Consider the following 16,452-nt stretch of genomic DNA (forward strand, 5'->3'; position numbering starts at 1 on the left):
ATTTAAAGACTTTTTACATGCAAGTAATGCAATTATCTGACGCACTATCCAAACAACCTGAGGGTCTGTAGCTTAGAGTTTGAAAATACAAAAAAATCAAAAATATTAATTTATTTATATCAATGACTTATGATTACAAAATAACAAATTTAAAAATTAATTTAATATTTTGTGAAATAAAAGAAAGCAACGTTAGGTCTTGCTTAGTGTCATTCAATTAAGGAGAGAAATTTCATGACAACTCTAAGCAAACCAGCAACTTACTATCCAAACTATGAAGTTAATGCCGACGATATCATGACTGTTATTGAGTTATGTCATCCAAATAGTCCACACAAAAAACGCGCATTCGACATGATCCAAAATGCTGAAGTGAAAAAAAGGCACCTGATCATGCCGCTGACAGATGTTGTTAAGCAAGGAGACTTTGGCGAACGTGCAAAAGTGTATCAGGATGCCGCCATTGAAATGGCTGAAAACGTCGCTCGAGAAGCGATTCACAATGCAAGGCTCAGCATGGATGAGATTGACATGGTCATCGCGACTTCATGTACAGGGTTCATGATGCCTTCACTCACTGCGCATCTCATCAACCGTCTGTCACTTAGACCCGATACTAAACAGATCCCAATTGCACAACTAGGCTGTGTTGCCGGTGCATCAGCCATAGGACGTGCATTTGAGTATTGTGAACACCGCCCTGATAGAAACGTATTAATTGTCTGTGTAGAAACTTCGTCTCTGTGTTTTCATAAAGAAGCGGGGCGCTTGCAGGACTTTATCAGCAACTCGTTATTTGCAGATGGTGCGGCAGCCGTGGTGATGCGTGGTGACGACCAGATATCTGGGCTCAGACTAACCCACAATCAAAGTGTTACAATTGAAGACACCATGCCCTATATTGAATATCAACTCACCGATAAAGGCTTTAAGTTCTCGCTCGATAAAGACGTGATGCATTCAATTCCACACGTTGCGCCCTACCTTCAATCTTTTTGCAAAGACAAATTAGAGATTGATGCCAATGATGTAGACAATACGATATTTCACACTGGGGGTAGACGGATTTTAGATGAACTAGAACGCTGTCTTGACCTAGCACCTGACAAAGTAAAGCATTCGCGGGCTTGCCTTGCAGAAACTGGCAATACCTCAAGTGTCGCGGTTATCGATGTTTTAAGGCGTACATTTGAACATGCAACAAAAGGAGAAACCAGCTTACTCGCCGCGTTTGGTCCGGGTTTTACATCTGAGATGAGTGTGGGGGTCTGGCAGTAATAAAGCCAACCGAAGAAGAGATGATGGGAGGAGCCATTTTACTCATCAAGCTGAGATAAATGGCTTGCCAAACTGACTAAGCATCTGCTTCGAGTTTTAATAACAATGCTTTAATACCGTCTTTGGCACTTAAAATATGATGCTTTAAGTAGTCACATGCACCCACAATGTCTTTGTCTCGGCAAAGCTGCAGTAACTTTCTATGCTCCTCAGGTGCAGTATTTATACCACCAGCAAGTAAGATGTGCATTCGTACATAGCGCTCTGAGTTTTTACTGTATACCGCAACAAGCTCCCGTGTTTGAGGTCTATTTGCACGCGCGTATAACTTATCATGAAACTCGGCATTGAGCTTGCCTGTTGCCAACTGCGAATCTCCAGCAGCAATGGCGTCTTCCAGATCGGCTAAAATGGCTTCTGCTTCAAGTAAATCTCGGTTTGTTAAGTGTGTGATGGAGTGGCTAAGCAGCTCAGCTTCAAGCAAAGCGCGCAGGTCAAATATTTCGTCTATTTGCTCCGCACTGAGGCTTGTCACAGTTGCCCCTTTATGCGCTTCAAAATTAACTAACCCTTCAGCTTCTAATTGTAATAAAGCTTCGCGAACGGGGATACGGCTCACATTAAGCTCTTCTGCTAATGCGGCTTGGCGCAAAGGCTCTCCAGCTTTAATTTCACCGCTTAAAATCTTATCTCTGATCGCTTCGGCAACAAGTTGAGTTCTAGTTTTATGTACAATCGCCATGGGGTTAATCATAAATTTACAGTGAGTTACATTATACGTGGCTAAATTGAAAATGCACGCAGACCAGATGAAAGCCATATTTGTCTGATAAGTATCAAGCCCATAACGACACAGAGCTTGATACCTAGTTGCCTAAAGATTTTGCCCTTGCACACAAAGCGGTCTTAAAAACCTCAGTAGTGCCCTTGTACCTACAGACGTACTTTTCACATCTGTAGATGATGGAAATGGACCTCCATGATTCATCGACATACACACTTCAACCCCGGTTGGAGCTTGGTTGTAAATAATTCGCCCAACCTTGTAGCTCAGCGCGTCAATCAAGTGGCTTTTTTGCTGTAATTCGCTCGCCTCACCATAGACACTGGCGGTCAATTGACCTGCAAGCACATCTACGACCTGCTCGAGTTCTTCATCATTGCGATATCTCACTAACATGGCACAAGGACCAAATACTTCTTCTTGAAGCTGAGTATCGTCAATGAAGTCTCTCGCGGCACAGGCATATAACTGCACACAAGCATGATAATTCTTACTTTTAAGGCCTTTTGCTAACAAGGTAACATCAGGGTGCGCTTCTAAATATGCCGTCGCTTGCTTAAATGCCTTTTGAATACCCGGCGTTAATAAGGTGTCTGACGGACTCGACTTAACAGCATCCGTCGCGGCTTGTTCAAAATGATGCGCGTCATCCGGCACCAACCACACACCAGGGCTTGTACAGAACTGACCGTGACCCATGGCCATTGAATTGACCAATTGCTTTGCCAATACAGCACCTTGCTGAACTGCATATTGCTTTAATACAATTTGTGGATTTACGCTACCAAGCTCACCGTAAAAAGGGATCTTCTCAACTCTTTGATTGATTGTGTCTAGCAAAGCACTGGCTGCACCCAGCGATCCAGTAAAGCCGACAGCTTTGACGTGAGGCTCACTCACAAGTTGATGTGAGAGTGAATGTTGACTCCCTTGCAGCATTGAGAATAGTCCACTTGGCATACCGCATTGCTTAATTGCTCGATCAATGGCTCGCGTCATCAGCTCATTGGTTGCGGGATGCGCAGGATGTGCTTTAACAACAACAGGACAACCTGCCGCAAGCGCCGCTGCTGTGTCGCCGCCCAATGTTGAAAACGCATAAGGAAAATTTGATGCACCAAATACCGCAACCACGCCAATCGGAATATGGGTTAGCCTAGTTTGAGGTTTGGCAACAGGCAACCTGTTGTCATCTGCCTCCTCACTGACGCTCAAATGCAGTGGGTTCAGATCTTGGTTTAACACCTCAGCAAACGCTCGTAACTGATTAACTGTACGTCCCCGCTCTCCTTCAAGCCGCTGTCTAGGCAAATTTGTTTCTAACATGGTGGCTTCGATAAGTTCATCACCCAATGCCAGAATCTCATCTGCAATTGTATTTAAAAACTCACCGCGCTGTGCATTGGAGATAGCGCGATATGGCTTAAATGCAGCTTCTGCGGACACTACCGCTTGATGCACAAGCTGCTCACATGATTCATAAAATGCTGCCGGTAAGTACTCATTTGTTCCGGGGCAGAACCCCTTAAAAACCTCATTGCTCGAACCCTTTTGCCAATCCCCTGCAATATAGCTCAATCCGCTAAATACCATCATGACCTCCTGTGTTTATTAATATGAATTGCGTTGCTATATCACTTGGAATCCGAATGCATAAGGATCATCGTCATCCACGGTAATACAATTGGTACCCGTGCTCACAGCCCAACCTTGAATGCTTGGCCGGATTGCCGCTTTGCCAGCAACTTCTGTCACCGCCTCTACACGACCAATAAATTGACTACCTATATAGCTCTCGTGAATAAAGTCCTTTTGAAGCTCCAATTGCCCTTTACTGAATAACTGCGCCATACGTGCGCTTGTACCCGTCCCACAAGGGGAGCGATCGATGGCTTTGTCTCCATAAAAAACCGCATTGGCGGCATGTGCTTTTGGACTTTTCGAATTACCTGTCCAAAGTACATGTGTGGCACCAAAAACATTTGGGTTCTCGGGGTGAATACAATCAACTTGTTCGTTAACTGCGTCTCGTATATCTCGAGCAAGCCTAATTAACGTATCAGCATCGGTATGTTCTATTCCTTTAAACTTACCCTGAGGCTCTACAATAATGTAAAAGTTACCGCCATAAGCAATGTCGACTGTCAGCATGCCAAGTTCCTCGATATCCACTTGCACATTAGTATGAGCAACAAAAGCCGGCACATTGATCAACTGCACCGATTTCACCTTGCCTTGATGCAGTTCATATCTGGCATCGACTCGACCAGCAGGCGTATCAATTTTGACCAGCCCAGGCTCTTTCGGTGTCAGCAAGCCGTGCTCCAACGCAAAAGTGACAGTGCCTATCGTGCCGTGTCCACACATAGGCAAGCACCCAGAAGTTTCAATAAACAAAATGCTGATATCACCATCATCGCTGCAAGGAGGATATAAAAAAGCACCAGACATCATATCGTGCCCTCTGGGCTCAAACATCAAAGCGGTTCTGATCCAATCAAACTCGGATAAAAAGTGCTGCCTTTTATCTGCCATTGTGGCCCCCCGAAGGTTTGGGTGGCCACTGGTAACAAGGCGCACAGGGTTGCCACAGGTGTGGCCATCAATACAAAAAAATGTACCCCTGTTCATTGCAATCATCCTTAATCAAGATTGTATTTAGTGAGGTCGATACGATTAGTCATCGCTTCATCATACAATCGACTCACGTAGGCTTTTTCACTGTCAGTCAAACTCAAACGCGGTGAACGCGTCTTTTCACTCCCACGCCCGGCAAGTTGCTCAGCATATTTAATACACTGAACTAAGGTTGGCACTGTATCTAAGCGGAGTAACGGTAAAAACCAGCGCCAGAGCTCGGTGGCTTCAGCAAACCTACCTTGTTGTGCCAACTTAAAAATTGCCACTGACTCGCGAGGAAACACATTTGTTAAACCGGAGATCCAGCCAGTTGCACCCAACATTAAACTTTCTAGGGCAACATCATCCACGCCACCAAAAATAACGAACCGCTCACCAAATGCAGAGATTAACTCACTGATTCTGCGTGTATCTTCTGTGGCCTCTTTAACTGAGACAATATTAGGCTCTGCCGCTAACGTGCGCATACCTTCAATTGATACATCGACGCCATACGTAATTGGGTTGTTATAAATCATAATAGGTAAGGAAGTTGCTCGAGCAACCTGCTGATAATGATAAATGGCTTCACGCTCAGTTGAGCGATAAACCATTCCCGGTAGCACCATAAAGCCATCCGCACCTAATTGCTCGGCGTCTTGAACAAACTCAACTGCCAATGCGGTGGTGGTCTCAGCCACGCCGGCAAGTAAAGGCACTCTACCGGCCACAACCTCTTTCGCTGCACTTAAAACTTGTCGCTTTTCCTCTGCACGTAATGCGCAATTTTCGCCGACTGTCCCGAGGACAATAATGCCATGCACGCCCTCTTCAATCAGTGAGTTGATCATGGCCTTGGTTGTTTCAAAGTTAATTGACTCATCTTCATTAAACTGTGTGGTTACTGCGGGATACACCCCTTGCCAATCTACGATCATTGTTTTTCCTCTGTTATGTTTGTTGCTTTTTTTTACTATAGGTATATTGTATACAATAATCAATATGCAATTTTTGAAAAGTATAAATGGGTTCTCATCAACGCTAAGAAAAATACGTAAAACCTTGATTAGTAATATAAAAAAGCATTTAAAACCAAACTAAGCCGATAAAAATCAAAGAAATGCAATCGCAAATAGAGAAAAGAATATGAAGAAAGATTTAACTATTGCAGTCGTAGGCGCAGGTATCGTAGGTTTGTGTAATGCCCTGCAACTACAACAGCTGGGCTACCAAGTGACCCTGTTTGATCCCAAAGGGATCGGCACTCAATGTTCAAAAGGAAACGCTGGTCACTTTGCGACTGAGCAAGTTTTCCCACTGGCCGACCGCGCTCTACTTAAAAAGTTGCCTAGTATGCTACTCGACAAGCTAAGTCCTTTAAGAATTGACTGGCGATATCTATTACAAGCTTTGCCATGGTTTGCCCGATTTTGTGCAAATATGCCTACACCGCGTTACACACGTCACACAAAAGCACTAAAAGCCCTTAACCAAGCCGCTCTTGACGCATACAAACGCCTTTTAGGAGATAATTTTAATGCGCATATCATCTGTAAAGGCAGTTTGCTCACCTTTGAAAATTACGATTTAGATGCAATAAAAAAAATCCAGCACACTTATCGTGCAAGCGGGGTTAAAGTTGAACTGCTAGATAAACCCGCTATCGCAGCGCTAGAGCCCCAAATAAGTGACAAAGTACGCTATGCCCTACTCTTTACAGAGGTAGGACACACGCCAGATCCATTAAAGCTATCAATGCACATATATAAAGAGTTTATTCGCTTAGGTGGTCAGTTTGTACAGCAATCTGTCGCAGAAGTCGCACAACATGAACATAACGCGAGTGTCATAGACTCTCTTGGAAAATCAAAACACGTTAGCAAGGTCATTATCTGTGCTGGTGCATGGAGCAAACAACTTTGCCAGCAATTAGGCTATAAGTTACCGATAGAAGCCGAGCGGGGTTATCATAATATGCTTAGTAACCATGTGCTTAGCCGGCCCGTTGCCTCTGCAGATCGACAATTCATTATGACACCGATGCAAGCAGGTCTCAGGTTAGCTGGCACTGTCGAATTTGCAGGCTTACACAGACCGCCATTTTATGCGCGTGCAGCATCTTTACTGCCCCACGCTCAAGCGCTGCTGAAAAAGTTCAACCATATAGAGCAAGGCGAGCACTGGATGGGCCCCAGACCTTCACTACCCGACTCATTACCTGTGATAGGTCAGGCGCCAACGCACCCCAATATTTTATTTGCACTAGGCCATCAACATTTGGGTTTAACACAGGCCGCGATCACCAGTGAACTCATCGCAAACTTGGTTGCAAACCAGCCAACAGTATTTGATATTACCCCCTACAGTATTGCGCGTTTTCAGTAATGCTTGATAAAACAAAAAATAGGATACAGTTATGATAGGTATCGGTTTTCAAACCAAACAAGCGGCCCTTGCCAACCTCACAGACATGACCCAAGATGCACAGCCCATTGCTGCAGATGAATATCGTGAGAGGATGGAAAAAGCACAAGCATTCATGCGCGCGCAGAATATTGATGCGTTATACCTAAATGCAGGCACAAACTTAAAGTATTTTACGGGTTTAAGCTGGTCGGCCAGTGAGCGACTTGTTGGTGCAATACTTCCGGCTCAAGGCGATGTATGTTTCATTGCACCATTTTTTGAATTAGGCACCATCAGTGATTACCAAATCATCCAAGGTAAAATATATGCTTGGCAAGAAGAGCAATCACCATATCGGTTACTTGGACAGGCGTTAACCGAACTGGACTTACCAGACTCTGCGACCTTAGCAATCGATGAAAGTACGGCCTTTTTTACTGTCGACGGCATTCAAAAAGCAAACTCATCTTTAAAAATCATGAATGGGCAATGTGTTACAGGCCATTGCCGCATGCATAAGTCAGACAATGAGCTTGCCTTAATTCAACGCGCAATGGATATGACCTTGGCTGTGCAAAAAGCAGCTGCCTCCATACTGCATGAAGGTATCACCACCACTGAAGTGGAAGCATTTATAGAGCAAGCACATAAAAAGGTTGGTGCTACAGGCAATTACTTCTGTATTGTGTTATTTGGCAAAGCGACATCATTTCCGCATGGTGTAAAGACGCCCCAAACACTTAAAAAAGGCGATGTTGTATTGATAGACACAGGCTGTAAGTTACATGGCTATCTAAGTGACATTACCCGCACTTATGTCTTTGGTGAAGCAACAGATTATCAACGCGCAATATGGGCCCATGAAAAGCAAGCTCAGTTGCACGCTTTCAATGCAGCGCACATTGGCGCGAGCTGTGGTGATGTAGACTATGCTGCAAGAACCTACTTGGCTGAACAAAACTTGGGGCCAGATTATCAACTGCCCGGTTGTCCACATAGAACAGGGCATGGGATCGGCCTAGATATCCATGAGTTGCCTTATTTGGTCAAAGACAACCCGCAACCACTTGCGCCAGGTATGTGTTTTTCTAATGAACCCATGCTGGTTGTTCCCGACCAATTTGGTATTCGCCTTGAGGATCATTTTTACATCACCGAGTCAGGCCCTAAATGGTTTACGGAACCAAGTCATAGTATTGATGACCCTTTTGGTCTAGAGAAGTAGCAATACAAAACGCCGCAGTATCTCGTCTGCGGCGTTGTTTACAAAGACTTAATTTTGCTGGTCGCGGATATTGCTCAAGTTAACCTTGCCAGAACCGTCATCTATTAATTCAAATGATTGCGCATTGCGCACTGAGATACTTCCTGAGCCATCATCGACTGAGACTTTTCCAGTGACATTTTCAACAACGACCTTACCAGATCCATCTTCTATCCGAACATTGCCTTTGATGTCCTCAACAAGAATTTTTCCAGATCCATCCTCAATATCTAGTTCACCTTGCACACTCAAGACCTCAATACCGCCAGAATTATCATCTATCTCAAGCGAAATTAGGTTGTCCTTTATTATAATAGAGCCTGATCCATCATCTATGCGCTGAATACTTGCATGTGAGACATTCATTGACCCAGAGCCGTCCTTAATATGAGTCACAAGGTTTTGAGGTACAGTGATTGAAAGGTGTACCAAGGTATCGTTTTCCCTGTGGTGGCAAACATTTGCTTTAAGCAAGGCTTTGTTATCTTGCTCAGTCAAATCTAAACAATACTCGCCTCCATCACTTAGCTGATATATCTCAGCAGTGACACTAATCTTATCTGTCTGTTCTCCAATCAACTTCAAACTACCCGCCCCTGCATCAATTTTTAGCTGTGCCAGTTCGCTTGCAGGTAAGCTTAAAGAGGTTGTTTTCACAAATTTGTAATCCGAGGAGTAATACGCAGTTGCAGAAACATAAAATGAAGATATTGCTAGAGCCGCCATCATTAAAGCTTTCATCTTGTTGTCCTTGTTTTTTCTATTTAAAAACTTTGACGACCAGAGATAACAGAAAGGTTTAAATGCACGTTCAGTTTTTTTCAGGCGCTTGGTTTAATTTATCAAGTAAGTATCGAAGCTCCTTAACAACTGACTCCGGTTCATATTGAAAAATGTTGTGCTGTGGCGTATTTGCAAAAACAATTTTTTTATCCGAAGACAAACTATGCATCTTATCAATCGCCTCAGCGTACATTGTCTTCATTCTTTGCCAAGCTTTTGGGTGCCAGTCAACAGGGGCATCTCCACCACGCCAAACACCATTTTTAGACCACAGTAAAACATACGGCGTATCACCAAAATCCCTACTGTCTTTTATTAACTGAGCGCTGGCCTTCAAATCAACTTTTTCTGGGTTTTGATCTGGGTTATGCCACCCTGATAGCTCGTCCTGCATGCGCTGAGTAAAGCTGGCTGAATAAGTGTCTTGCTCTGGTGCCCATTTAGCAATGGCATTATTGAACATGCCGTATTGAGTCGGGTCAACCAGTAAAATCGCCGCAACACGCTCTGGAAATGCGTGGTTAAATAATTTTATCGGATAGGAACCATAAGAGTGCCCAACTAGTATGTGTGGCGCTTGAACCTGCGCTTTTTTGAGCAATATTCCTAATTGCTTAGCCATGACTCCAACGTCATAATGGCCAGAAAAGGGCTCACTTTTCCCTAAATTTGCGCGGTCATAAAGGCAAATTTGGTTTGACGGGCTCATGTGCCGGATAACTTCCTCCCAACCACCTTGAGACCCTGCTCCACCAAATCCTGAATTGACGACAATACTCGGAGTGCCCTCGCCATAGCAAACTATATAAAGCTTAACCCCTCCAACATCGACATGCTTGGACACTGCGGGCGCGACTATGTTTGCAGAAGCACAATATGTCTGTAGTAAAATAGCAAGACTGATAAAGGCTGTTATTTTAATCATTGTTATGGCCTTGTAATTTAATATTCCATAAATTTAGATAGAACATAACAATGCATTAGATAACTTGCAATAAAGGTATTTGAATTTAATATGAGTATATTAAATAAGTTGAGAAGCAAACGTTACTTTTTATTTAATAACGTTTGCTCAAAAAAACACATAATAGAACTAAGAGTAAACAGTGAAAAAACCTCTTATCACTTACAACTAAAAGATAAGTTTATTTGATATGGTTCACCCATTGAGTCTTCTGCAATGCCACCACCAATCCACATGGCAGTACCTACGTCATCCACATGACCACCGCCTAAAATGGACATGCCCGCACCTGCCACTTCAACAGCTTCAGCCAAATTGCGATTTTTTAAATATTCTTGCTCAGGCATTGACCCCATGTAAGTGATGGTTTCATTGATAATGTAAGCACGAGTATCACCATTTTCACTGCAGTAATAATTAGCTTGATCTAATGCTTCTTCTCCGGCTTTTTGTCTTGTTTCTGCGGTCAAATTAACATAATGCTTGCCATCTTGCGCAGGTCTAACGTTATTGTGATGTGCACAGCCACTAGCCAAAAGCGCTACTATTGTCATTGTTAAAAGCTTTTTCATTATTTTCCCCAATCATGTTTGATGGGTAAATCATAGTTAAACTCGGTGTAGGAATCAGTCAGGGAATGTGTAAAAGTGTAAAACTTGCAACAAGGAAATTGACAACTAGCAAAGAGGTTGAAAAAACATCAAAAGGACTATTCAAGGTCTCCAAAGCTATGAACGCTGTCTGAGAAGGCTAATTATTAGGCTATTTAATTTAATAACCCATATAACTGCAATTACTTATATATGAAATTACTTAAAAAACACACCTGTTTTTTTAAAGAGAATAAAGCAAAACCAAATAAATGATAAAACAAACAAAGAATAAACCATAAGTTATAACCGCCTATAAAACCATCAAAGTGATAAAAAGATAACATCGAATAGAGCTATATAATATCACTTAACATTAAGGTGATTAAGGTGCCAAGCTAGTAAAAAGAAAAAGTTATGAATTAAATCATCATTTATAAAAAATATTCATATAAGTTCTACCTTACTGATTTTATTAAATAGAATTGAACTCTAAATAAATATTCACCAAGATTTTATATCGGCAGTGTCAAAACCCCAAGCCTAGTCACCATTTATTGTTCAAGCGACAACTGCAATACTCACTCAACCAGACACACAATAAGCTGCTGTGCCTTAACGCAACACTTCAATACAAGTGTACACAAAGCCAAACTAATGCAGATTCAACTTTATCATTGTGAATACTTATTAACCGCAAAAGCCTCGCTTTGTATGAAAAACACCCAAACAAACCGAATAAACATGCATCAAGAAGTGAATTTCTATATCATCCGCGCGATTAAAATTAAAACGTAGGACAACAAGTATGAGTCATTCACAAGCGGGAGATACCGGTAACACGGTAAACACCAGCCATACAGGCTGGACCCAACATGACACTAATTGGGTGCTAAGCCTCTTTGGTACCGCAGTTGGTGCAGGTATTTTATTTTTACCTATTAATATCGGTATAGGTGGGTTTTGGCCGCTATTGATCATGGCTGTACTTGCGTTCCCCATGACGTATTTGGCACACAGAGGGCTTGCACGATTTGTCTTGTCTTCAAAAAAGAGTGATTCAGACTTCACCGACGTCGTTGAAGAGCACTTTGGCGCAACCAGTGGTCGCTTGATTTCACTCCTATATTTCTTCTCAATCTTCCCTATTTTACTTATATATGGTGTGGGACTGACCAATACTGTAGACAGCTTCATGGTCAACCAACTAGAAATGGAGTCTTTACCACGAGTATTACTGTCTGGTGTGCTAGTAGCGGGTATGATTGCCATTATGTTGGGCGGAGAAAAATTACTACTTAGAGCATTTGCAATTCTGGTCTACCCGTTAGTCGGTGTTTTGTTATTTTTGTCTTTATATTTAATACCTAACTGGCAATTACCGACTATTACAACACCTGATGTAGGCTCATTGACAGAAACTTTATGGTTATCTGTTCCTATTGTTGTCTTCTCATTCAGCCATGCTGCAGCAATTTCTAGCTTCGCCAATACACAGCGTAGGCACTACAAATCAGAAGCAACAGTCAAGGCTGAAGCTATTTTGCGAAACACAGCACTTATGCTCATCGCATTCGTATTACTTTTTGTATTCTCTTGTATTTTTTCACTAACACCTGAGCAAATGGCCGAAGCGAAAGAAGCGAATGTGTCTGTACTATCTTATCTTGCAAACGTATACAACAACCCATTCATTGAAACACTTGGGCCACTCGTCGCTTTCATTGCTATCACCTCATCATTCCTAGGGCACTTCTTAGGCGCGAGAGAGAGCTTTAATGGATTGGTAACTAAGCAGACGTCAATGAACTATAAAACAGCTGACAAACTTGGCGTGGTATTAATGTTTATCTCTATTTGGGTGTGTGCAGTTATCAACCCAAGTATTTTAGATATGATGGGCGCAATATCAGGTCCAATTATCGCGTTAATCCTTTTTGTTATGCCGACCATTGCGATTTACAAAGTACCAGCACTGCAAAAGTACAAGGGTAAATTAAGTACTTATTTCGTGCTTAGCGTTGGATTACTCGCTGTATCTGCCTTGTTATTTAATATGTAAAGTCACAATCTAGAAGGTGCAATCACGCGAATTGCACCTTCTACGCCTTAATTTTCATTAAATAAAAATGCCTGATCTCTGCCATTAGATTTGGCCATATACAAGCCTTCATCTGCTTTTTGAATTAACTCTTCAACATTGTCATAGACACCGTACTTGCCAACAGCGACACCTGCGCTCACGGTGACCACGTCAAACTCTGACTTACCGTGTGGGATCTCAAGCCCTCTTACCGCATGTACAATGGACTGCGCTATCTTTAGAGCGCCATCCTCACTGGTATTGGGCAATAAAACCGCGAATTCTTCACCGCCATATCTAAACACGCTATCTAGAGGGCGATTTACCATTTTAACGGCAATTTTTGCCACTTCTTTAAGTGCATCATCCCCTTGCAAATGCCCATATTCATCGTTGAACAACTTAAAGTAGTCAATATCAAGCATAACTACGGCTAAGCACTGTTGCTGCCGCAAGTTTTGCCTAAATAAGCGTTTACACTCCATATCAAAGTAGCGTCGATTAAACACTTCCGTGAGACCATCAAAGAAAGAGTATTGCTTTAAGATATCAGTTTGGCGTTTATACTTAAGGTGAGTTCTAACACGATTAACCAGAGTCCTCGCGACAATAGGCTTGCCTAAAAAGTCTACTGCGCCCGCATCCCAACATAACTCTTGCTGATTTTCATTGGTATTCGATGTGACAAATATGATAGGAATGTCATTGAGTTCATCCATCGCTTGGATTTTTTTACAAGCTTCCAACCCCGTCATACCGCCAAGGATCCAATCCATTAGGATCAAATCAGGGGGTGATTTAAGACAATAGTTAATCGCCTCTTCAGCGCTGTCTACAGCATCTACACGGCATAAGCCATCCAAACAAGCACCAAGCACTTTTTGCGTTAATGCCGAGTCCTCTACGATCAAGACTAAGCTATCACTGAGGTCGTCAATTTCCTTAAACACGTTACCCTCTATAAATATTTACACATGCTTACGTTGTTTATAGCGAATACTTGTTTAGCCCACAAGAACAAAAAGCGAAATCTTATAAAAAATACGTTTATGCCAAATGGGCTATAGATGACTTTTGCAGTCTCGCTTTGCACAAGATGTTAATTCAAAGAGCTATCTGGCCAAAACCGAGTGCCTTTAACAGTCGCCTGTAAAGCCAAGCCACTTTGCGTCAGCGTATAAACCGACATGCCACCGTAATAGACCTCACCTTGAATGGCTGTTCCTTTATCTGACGCTTTTGCAGCTGCATCAGCATTACCGCCAAAAGTCCAGCCATTACTGACAAAGTCATTGAGCGCTTCTGTAGTATGAAAAACCAAAATTAAACGGTAATCTTTAACACCAAGGCCTAAGCCCACACCGCCTTCGGCCATATTCATATATGTGAATTGCCCTGTTTGGTTATTTTTAACAACCCCATAGCCTGTGCCAGCAGACACCAATAGTAAGTTAATGTTGGCATTTGAGAACACCGCGTAACCAACAGCTGAACGTAACTGCGCTCGAGTATCTGGCTTTTCTTTATAGAGCTGCGACAAAGTGTCGTTTTTCATCTTTATTATTTGCGCACGCTTTTGGGCATTATCCCCCGACCCCATAGAGGCACAGCCCAACAGATAAGTAATTGACAATATCAACCCCATAACAAATAACCGCTTCATATATTGTTCCTCACGACGACAGGTAGTTTCTATCAGCATTATCGATGCCACTTAAGCAAAGGATACACGTTTGAAGTTTAGCGTATGATGAACAAAGACCCGTTATTATTTAAAAAAGTGCAAAACGTAGAAAGGCGCAGTCAATAAATTCACCATGCAAATAAAAAGGCCACCATATAAATGGTGGCCTTTAACACATCATGGGTAATCATGAAAGGGATAAATGTGAAAACAACTTCATTGTAGCGACTAGGTAGTAAATTAAAATCATATTATAACGGTTAATTAGTTCGTTATTATCGATGAATCAGCACCAGTATGGCTAAGTGCAAAACGGGTCCTCAATAAATTTTAACTTTTTGTGCTAATCGCTCGATTTATCCCTGATGACCTTTTACCATAGACAAAAACTCAAACCGGATACTATGCAATACCTTTCTTTTGTCACTCTACTTTGGGCCTTTTCATTTAGTTTGATTGGGGTCTATCTCGCCGGTCAAGTCGACTCTTGGTTTGCGGCTTTTAGTCGTGTTGCTATCGCCTTACTGATATTTTTGCCTTTTACGAGGCCCTCTGGCGTTACCCCGCGTGTCGCGGTGCAATTGATGGTAATTGGCGCAATCCAAATTGGTTTGATGTATGGCTTTTATTATCACTCCTTTTTATATTTAAGTGTGCCAGAGGTCCTGCTCTTTACCGTTATGACGCCGGTTTACATCACCATTATCAATGACTTGATAGAGAAAAGGCTGCATCTTCACTATCTATTTGTTGCATTGCTCGCAACTGCGGGCGCTATAACCATACGCCAAGCACAGGTAAACGAAGATTTTTGGACTGGTTTACTGTTGGTACAGGGGGCAAATTTTTGCTTTGCACTAGGTCAGGTATTGTATCAAAGGCTACCCAAGGGTAACGTGCTTCCCCCTCAACACACTTGCTTTGGCTTTTTCTTTTTTGGCGCGCTTATCGTTACTGGTTTAAGTTACATGATATTGGGTAATAGTGAAAAGTTGCCAACTACTCAATTGCAATGGGGAATTCTCATTTACCTCGGGTTAATTGCATCAGGACTAGGTTATTTCTTATGGAATAAGGGCGCTACGCTTGTCTCTGTTGGCTCTCTTGCCATAATGAATAATGTGCTTATCCCCATAGGCGTGTTGGTAAATCTACTCATTTGGAACCGCCAAGCCGATTTATTATCACTCTCACTTGGCAGTGGCATTATTTGTCTTGCACTATTGATAAATTACTATTTTGAAAAGAAAATTATCACAAAGCCATCGAAAAAGCCTCAGCGCGCTGGCAATGAACTATAGCTGCTTTAAAAAATGAATTTTGCTATCCGTGCCATCTTCTAATGGGTGGCACGCGACAATTTGATAATTGTTTTTCAAAAGCATCATTAGCATATTCTTGAATCTATTCATTGATTTAACACTAATGGCTTCATAGCCCAGTGAAGTACACCATCGCTCCTGCTCATTCAACAAGGCTTGTGCGATCCCAGCACCTCTAAACTCAGGAATAACTGCGCCTAGCCAACTATAAAAATGTTTTTCATCCAAAGCAAAACCCAACTTATACGCGACCGGCTGACCATCTACTTTGGCAACAAGCAATAGTGTTTTTTTATTTTGCAAACGCGCATCTATTAATGCTCGTGTTTTTGGGGTTACAAACTCAGGCACTTGATTTTCAATCTCAATGACCTCGTCAATGCTCCCCTGTTCGATACTCCAATTCATTTTATACTCCCACTATTTTCATTTCTTTACACGCATGAAATGACAATTAATTTCTTTCATTCAATTTTATAAATTACCTTTCTCCTTGTAAATGACTGTCTATTTTATCGCCCTGAAAAATAGTGTTTTTTTATATATAGAGAATGAATAAAATAGTCAAAAAGTAGACTTAAATCCGTAAAAAACAATTCAAAAATTTCGATCAAATTGAACAACCAACACACCAAATAGTTACAAAACCGTAAAAAAACCTTTGACAAAGTTTAA

At 42.1% G+C, this 16,452-nt stretch carries 15 protein-coding genes; 5 read left to right on the forward strand and 10 right to left on the reverse strand.

Annotated elements, in window-relative coordinates; genetic code table 11:
* Nucleotides 1–234: 234 nt before the first annotated feature.
* A complete protein-coding gene (locus AC2CZC_RS20065) occupies nucleotides 235–1,278 on the forward strand; it encodes a type III polyketide synthase (RefSeq protein WP_063362650.1) in 1,044 nt (347 codons plus the stop codon).
* Between the two features lie 76 nt (nucleotides 1,279–1,354).
* Here AC2CZC_RS20065 and AC2CZC_RS20070 read toward each other — a convergent pair whose 3' ends face one another.
* The 4 genes from AC2CZC_RS20070 to AC2CZC_RS20085 form a co-directional block, all read right to left on the reverse strand.
* On the reverse strand, nucleotides 1,355–2,020 hold the full coding sequence (locus AC2CZC_RS20070; RefSeq protein ID WP_063362651.1) for a GntR family transcriptional regulator: 666 nt from the start codon (nucleotides 2,018–2,020) through the stop codon (nucleotides 1,355–1,357).
* A 132-nt stretch (nucleotides 2,021–2,152) separates the two neighbouring features.
* The gene (locus AC2CZC_RS20075; RefSeq protein WP_484583136.1) at nucleotides 2,153–3,658 is read right to left on the reverse strand and encodes an aldehyde dehydrogenase (NADP(+)); all 1,506 of its coding nucleotides are present in this window, start codon (nucleotides 3,656–3,658) and stop codon (nucleotides 2,153–2,155) included.
* A 33-nt stretch (nucleotides 3,659–3,691) separates the two neighbouring features.
* A complete protein-coding gene (locus tag AC2CZC_RS20080; RefSeq protein WP_063362653.1) occupies nucleotides 3,692–4,693 on the reverse strand; it encodes a 4-hydroxyproline epimerase in 1,002 nt (333 codons plus the stop codon).
* Between the two features lie 11 nt (nucleotides 4,694–4,704).
* On the reverse strand, nucleotides 4,705–5,619 hold the full coding sequence (locus AC2CZC_RS20085; RefSeq protein WP_484583137.1) for a dihydrodipicolinate synthase family protein: 915 nt from the start codon (nucleotides 5,617–5,619) through the stop codon (nucleotides 4,705–4,707).
* 208 nt (nucleotides 5,620–5,827) lie between these two features.
* On the opposite strand from AC2CZC_RS20085, the gene AC2CZC_RS20090 reads away from it, so the two are divergent.
* Nucleotides 5,828–7,066, forward strand: coding sequence for an NAD(P)/FAD-dependent oxidoreductase (locus AC2CZC_RS20090; protein WP_484583138.1), 1,239 nt, complete (start codon nucleotides 5,828–5,830; stop codon nucleotides 7,064–7,066).
* A 31-nt stretch (nucleotides 7,067–7,097) separates the two neighbouring features.
* The gene (locus tag AC2CZC_RS20095) at nucleotides 7,098–8,312 is read left to right on the forward strand and encodes a M24 family metallopeptidase (protein ID WP_484583139.1); all 1,215 of its coding nucleotides are present in this window, start codon (nucleotides 7,098–7,100) and stop codon (nucleotides 8,310–8,312) included.
* A gap of 48 nt (nucleotides 8,313–8,360) precedes the next feature.
* Here AC2CZC_RS20095 and AC2CZC_RS20100 read toward each other — a convergent pair whose 3' ends face one another.
* The 3 genes from AC2CZC_RS20100 to AC2CZC_RS20110 all read right to left on the reverse strand — a co-directional run bounded on the left by AC2CZC_RS20100 (nucleotide 8,361) and on the right by AC2CZC_RS20110 (nucleotide 10,670).
* Nucleotides 8,361–9,092 carry a DUF4097 family beta strand repeat-containing protein gene (locus AC2CZC_RS20100; protein ID WP_063362657.1) on the reverse strand — a complete coding sequence of 244 codons (732 nt, stop codon included), beginning with the start codon at nucleotides 9,090–9,092 and terminating at the stop codon, nucleotides 8,361–8,363.
* Nucleotides 9,093–9,162: 70 nt separating this feature from the next.
* Nucleotides 9,163–10,059, reverse strand: coding sequence for an alpha/beta fold hydrolase (locus tag AC2CZC_RS20105; RefSeq protein ID WP_063362658.1), 897 nt, complete (start codon nucleotides 10,057–10,059; stop codon nucleotides 9,163–9,165).
* Between the two features lie 197 nt (nucleotides 10,060–10,256).
* Complete coding sequence (locus AC2CZC_RS20110; RefSeq protein ID WP_063362659.1) at nucleotides 10,257–10,670, reverse strand: flagellar basal body L-ring protein FlgH; 414 nt, start codon at nucleotides 10,668–10,670, stop codon at nucleotides 10,257–10,259.
* An 826-nt stretch (nucleotides 10,671–11,496) separates the two neighbouring features.
* Between AC2CZC_RS20110 and AC2CZC_RS20115 the strand changes: the two genes are divergently transcribed.
* Nucleotides 11,497–12,750, forward strand: a complete 1,254-nt coding sequence (locus AC2CZC_RS20115) for an aromatic amino acid transport family protein (protein ID WP_063362660.1) — start codon at nucleotides 11,497–11,499, stop codon at nucleotides 12,748–12,750.
* Between the two features lie 47 nt (nucleotides 12,751–12,797).
* Here AC2CZC_RS20115 and AC2CZC_RS20120 read toward each other — a convergent pair whose 3' ends face one another.
* A complete protein-coding gene (locus AC2CZC_RS20120; protein ID WP_063362661.1) occupies nucleotides 12,798–13,721 on the reverse strand; it encodes a GGDEF domain-containing response regulator in 924 nt (307 codons plus the stop codon).
* Between the two features lie 149 nt (nucleotides 13,722–13,870).
* Nucleotides 13,871–14,434: a lipid-binding SYLF domain-containing protein gene (locus AC2CZC_RS20125; protein ID WP_484583140.1), complete on the reverse strand. Its 564-nt coding sequence runs from the start codon at nucleotides 14,432–14,434 to the stop codon at nucleotides 13,871–13,873.
* A 425-nt stretch (nucleotides 14,435–14,859) separates the two neighbouring features.
* Here AC2CZC_RS20125 and AC2CZC_RS20130 point away from each other — a divergent pair, with 425 nt between their 5' ends.
* Entirely contained in the window at nucleotides 14,860–15,756 is an 897-nt protein-coding gene (locus AC2CZC_RS20130; protein WP_484583141.1) for a DMT family transporter, read from the forward strand.
* Here the strand turns inward: AC2CZC_RS20130 and AC2CZC_RS20135 are convergent.
* A complete protein-coding gene (locus AC2CZC_RS20135) occupies nucleotides 15,751–16,185 on the reverse strand; it encodes a GNAT family N-acetyltransferase (protein WP_484583142.1) in 435 nt (144 codons plus the stop codon). The genes AC2CZC_RS20130 and AC2CZC_RS20135 overlap by 6 nt on opposite strands.
* Nucleotides 16,186–16,452: the final 267 nt, after the last annotated feature.

This window comes from Pseudoalteromonas sp. MMG033 (assembly GCF_057197785.1).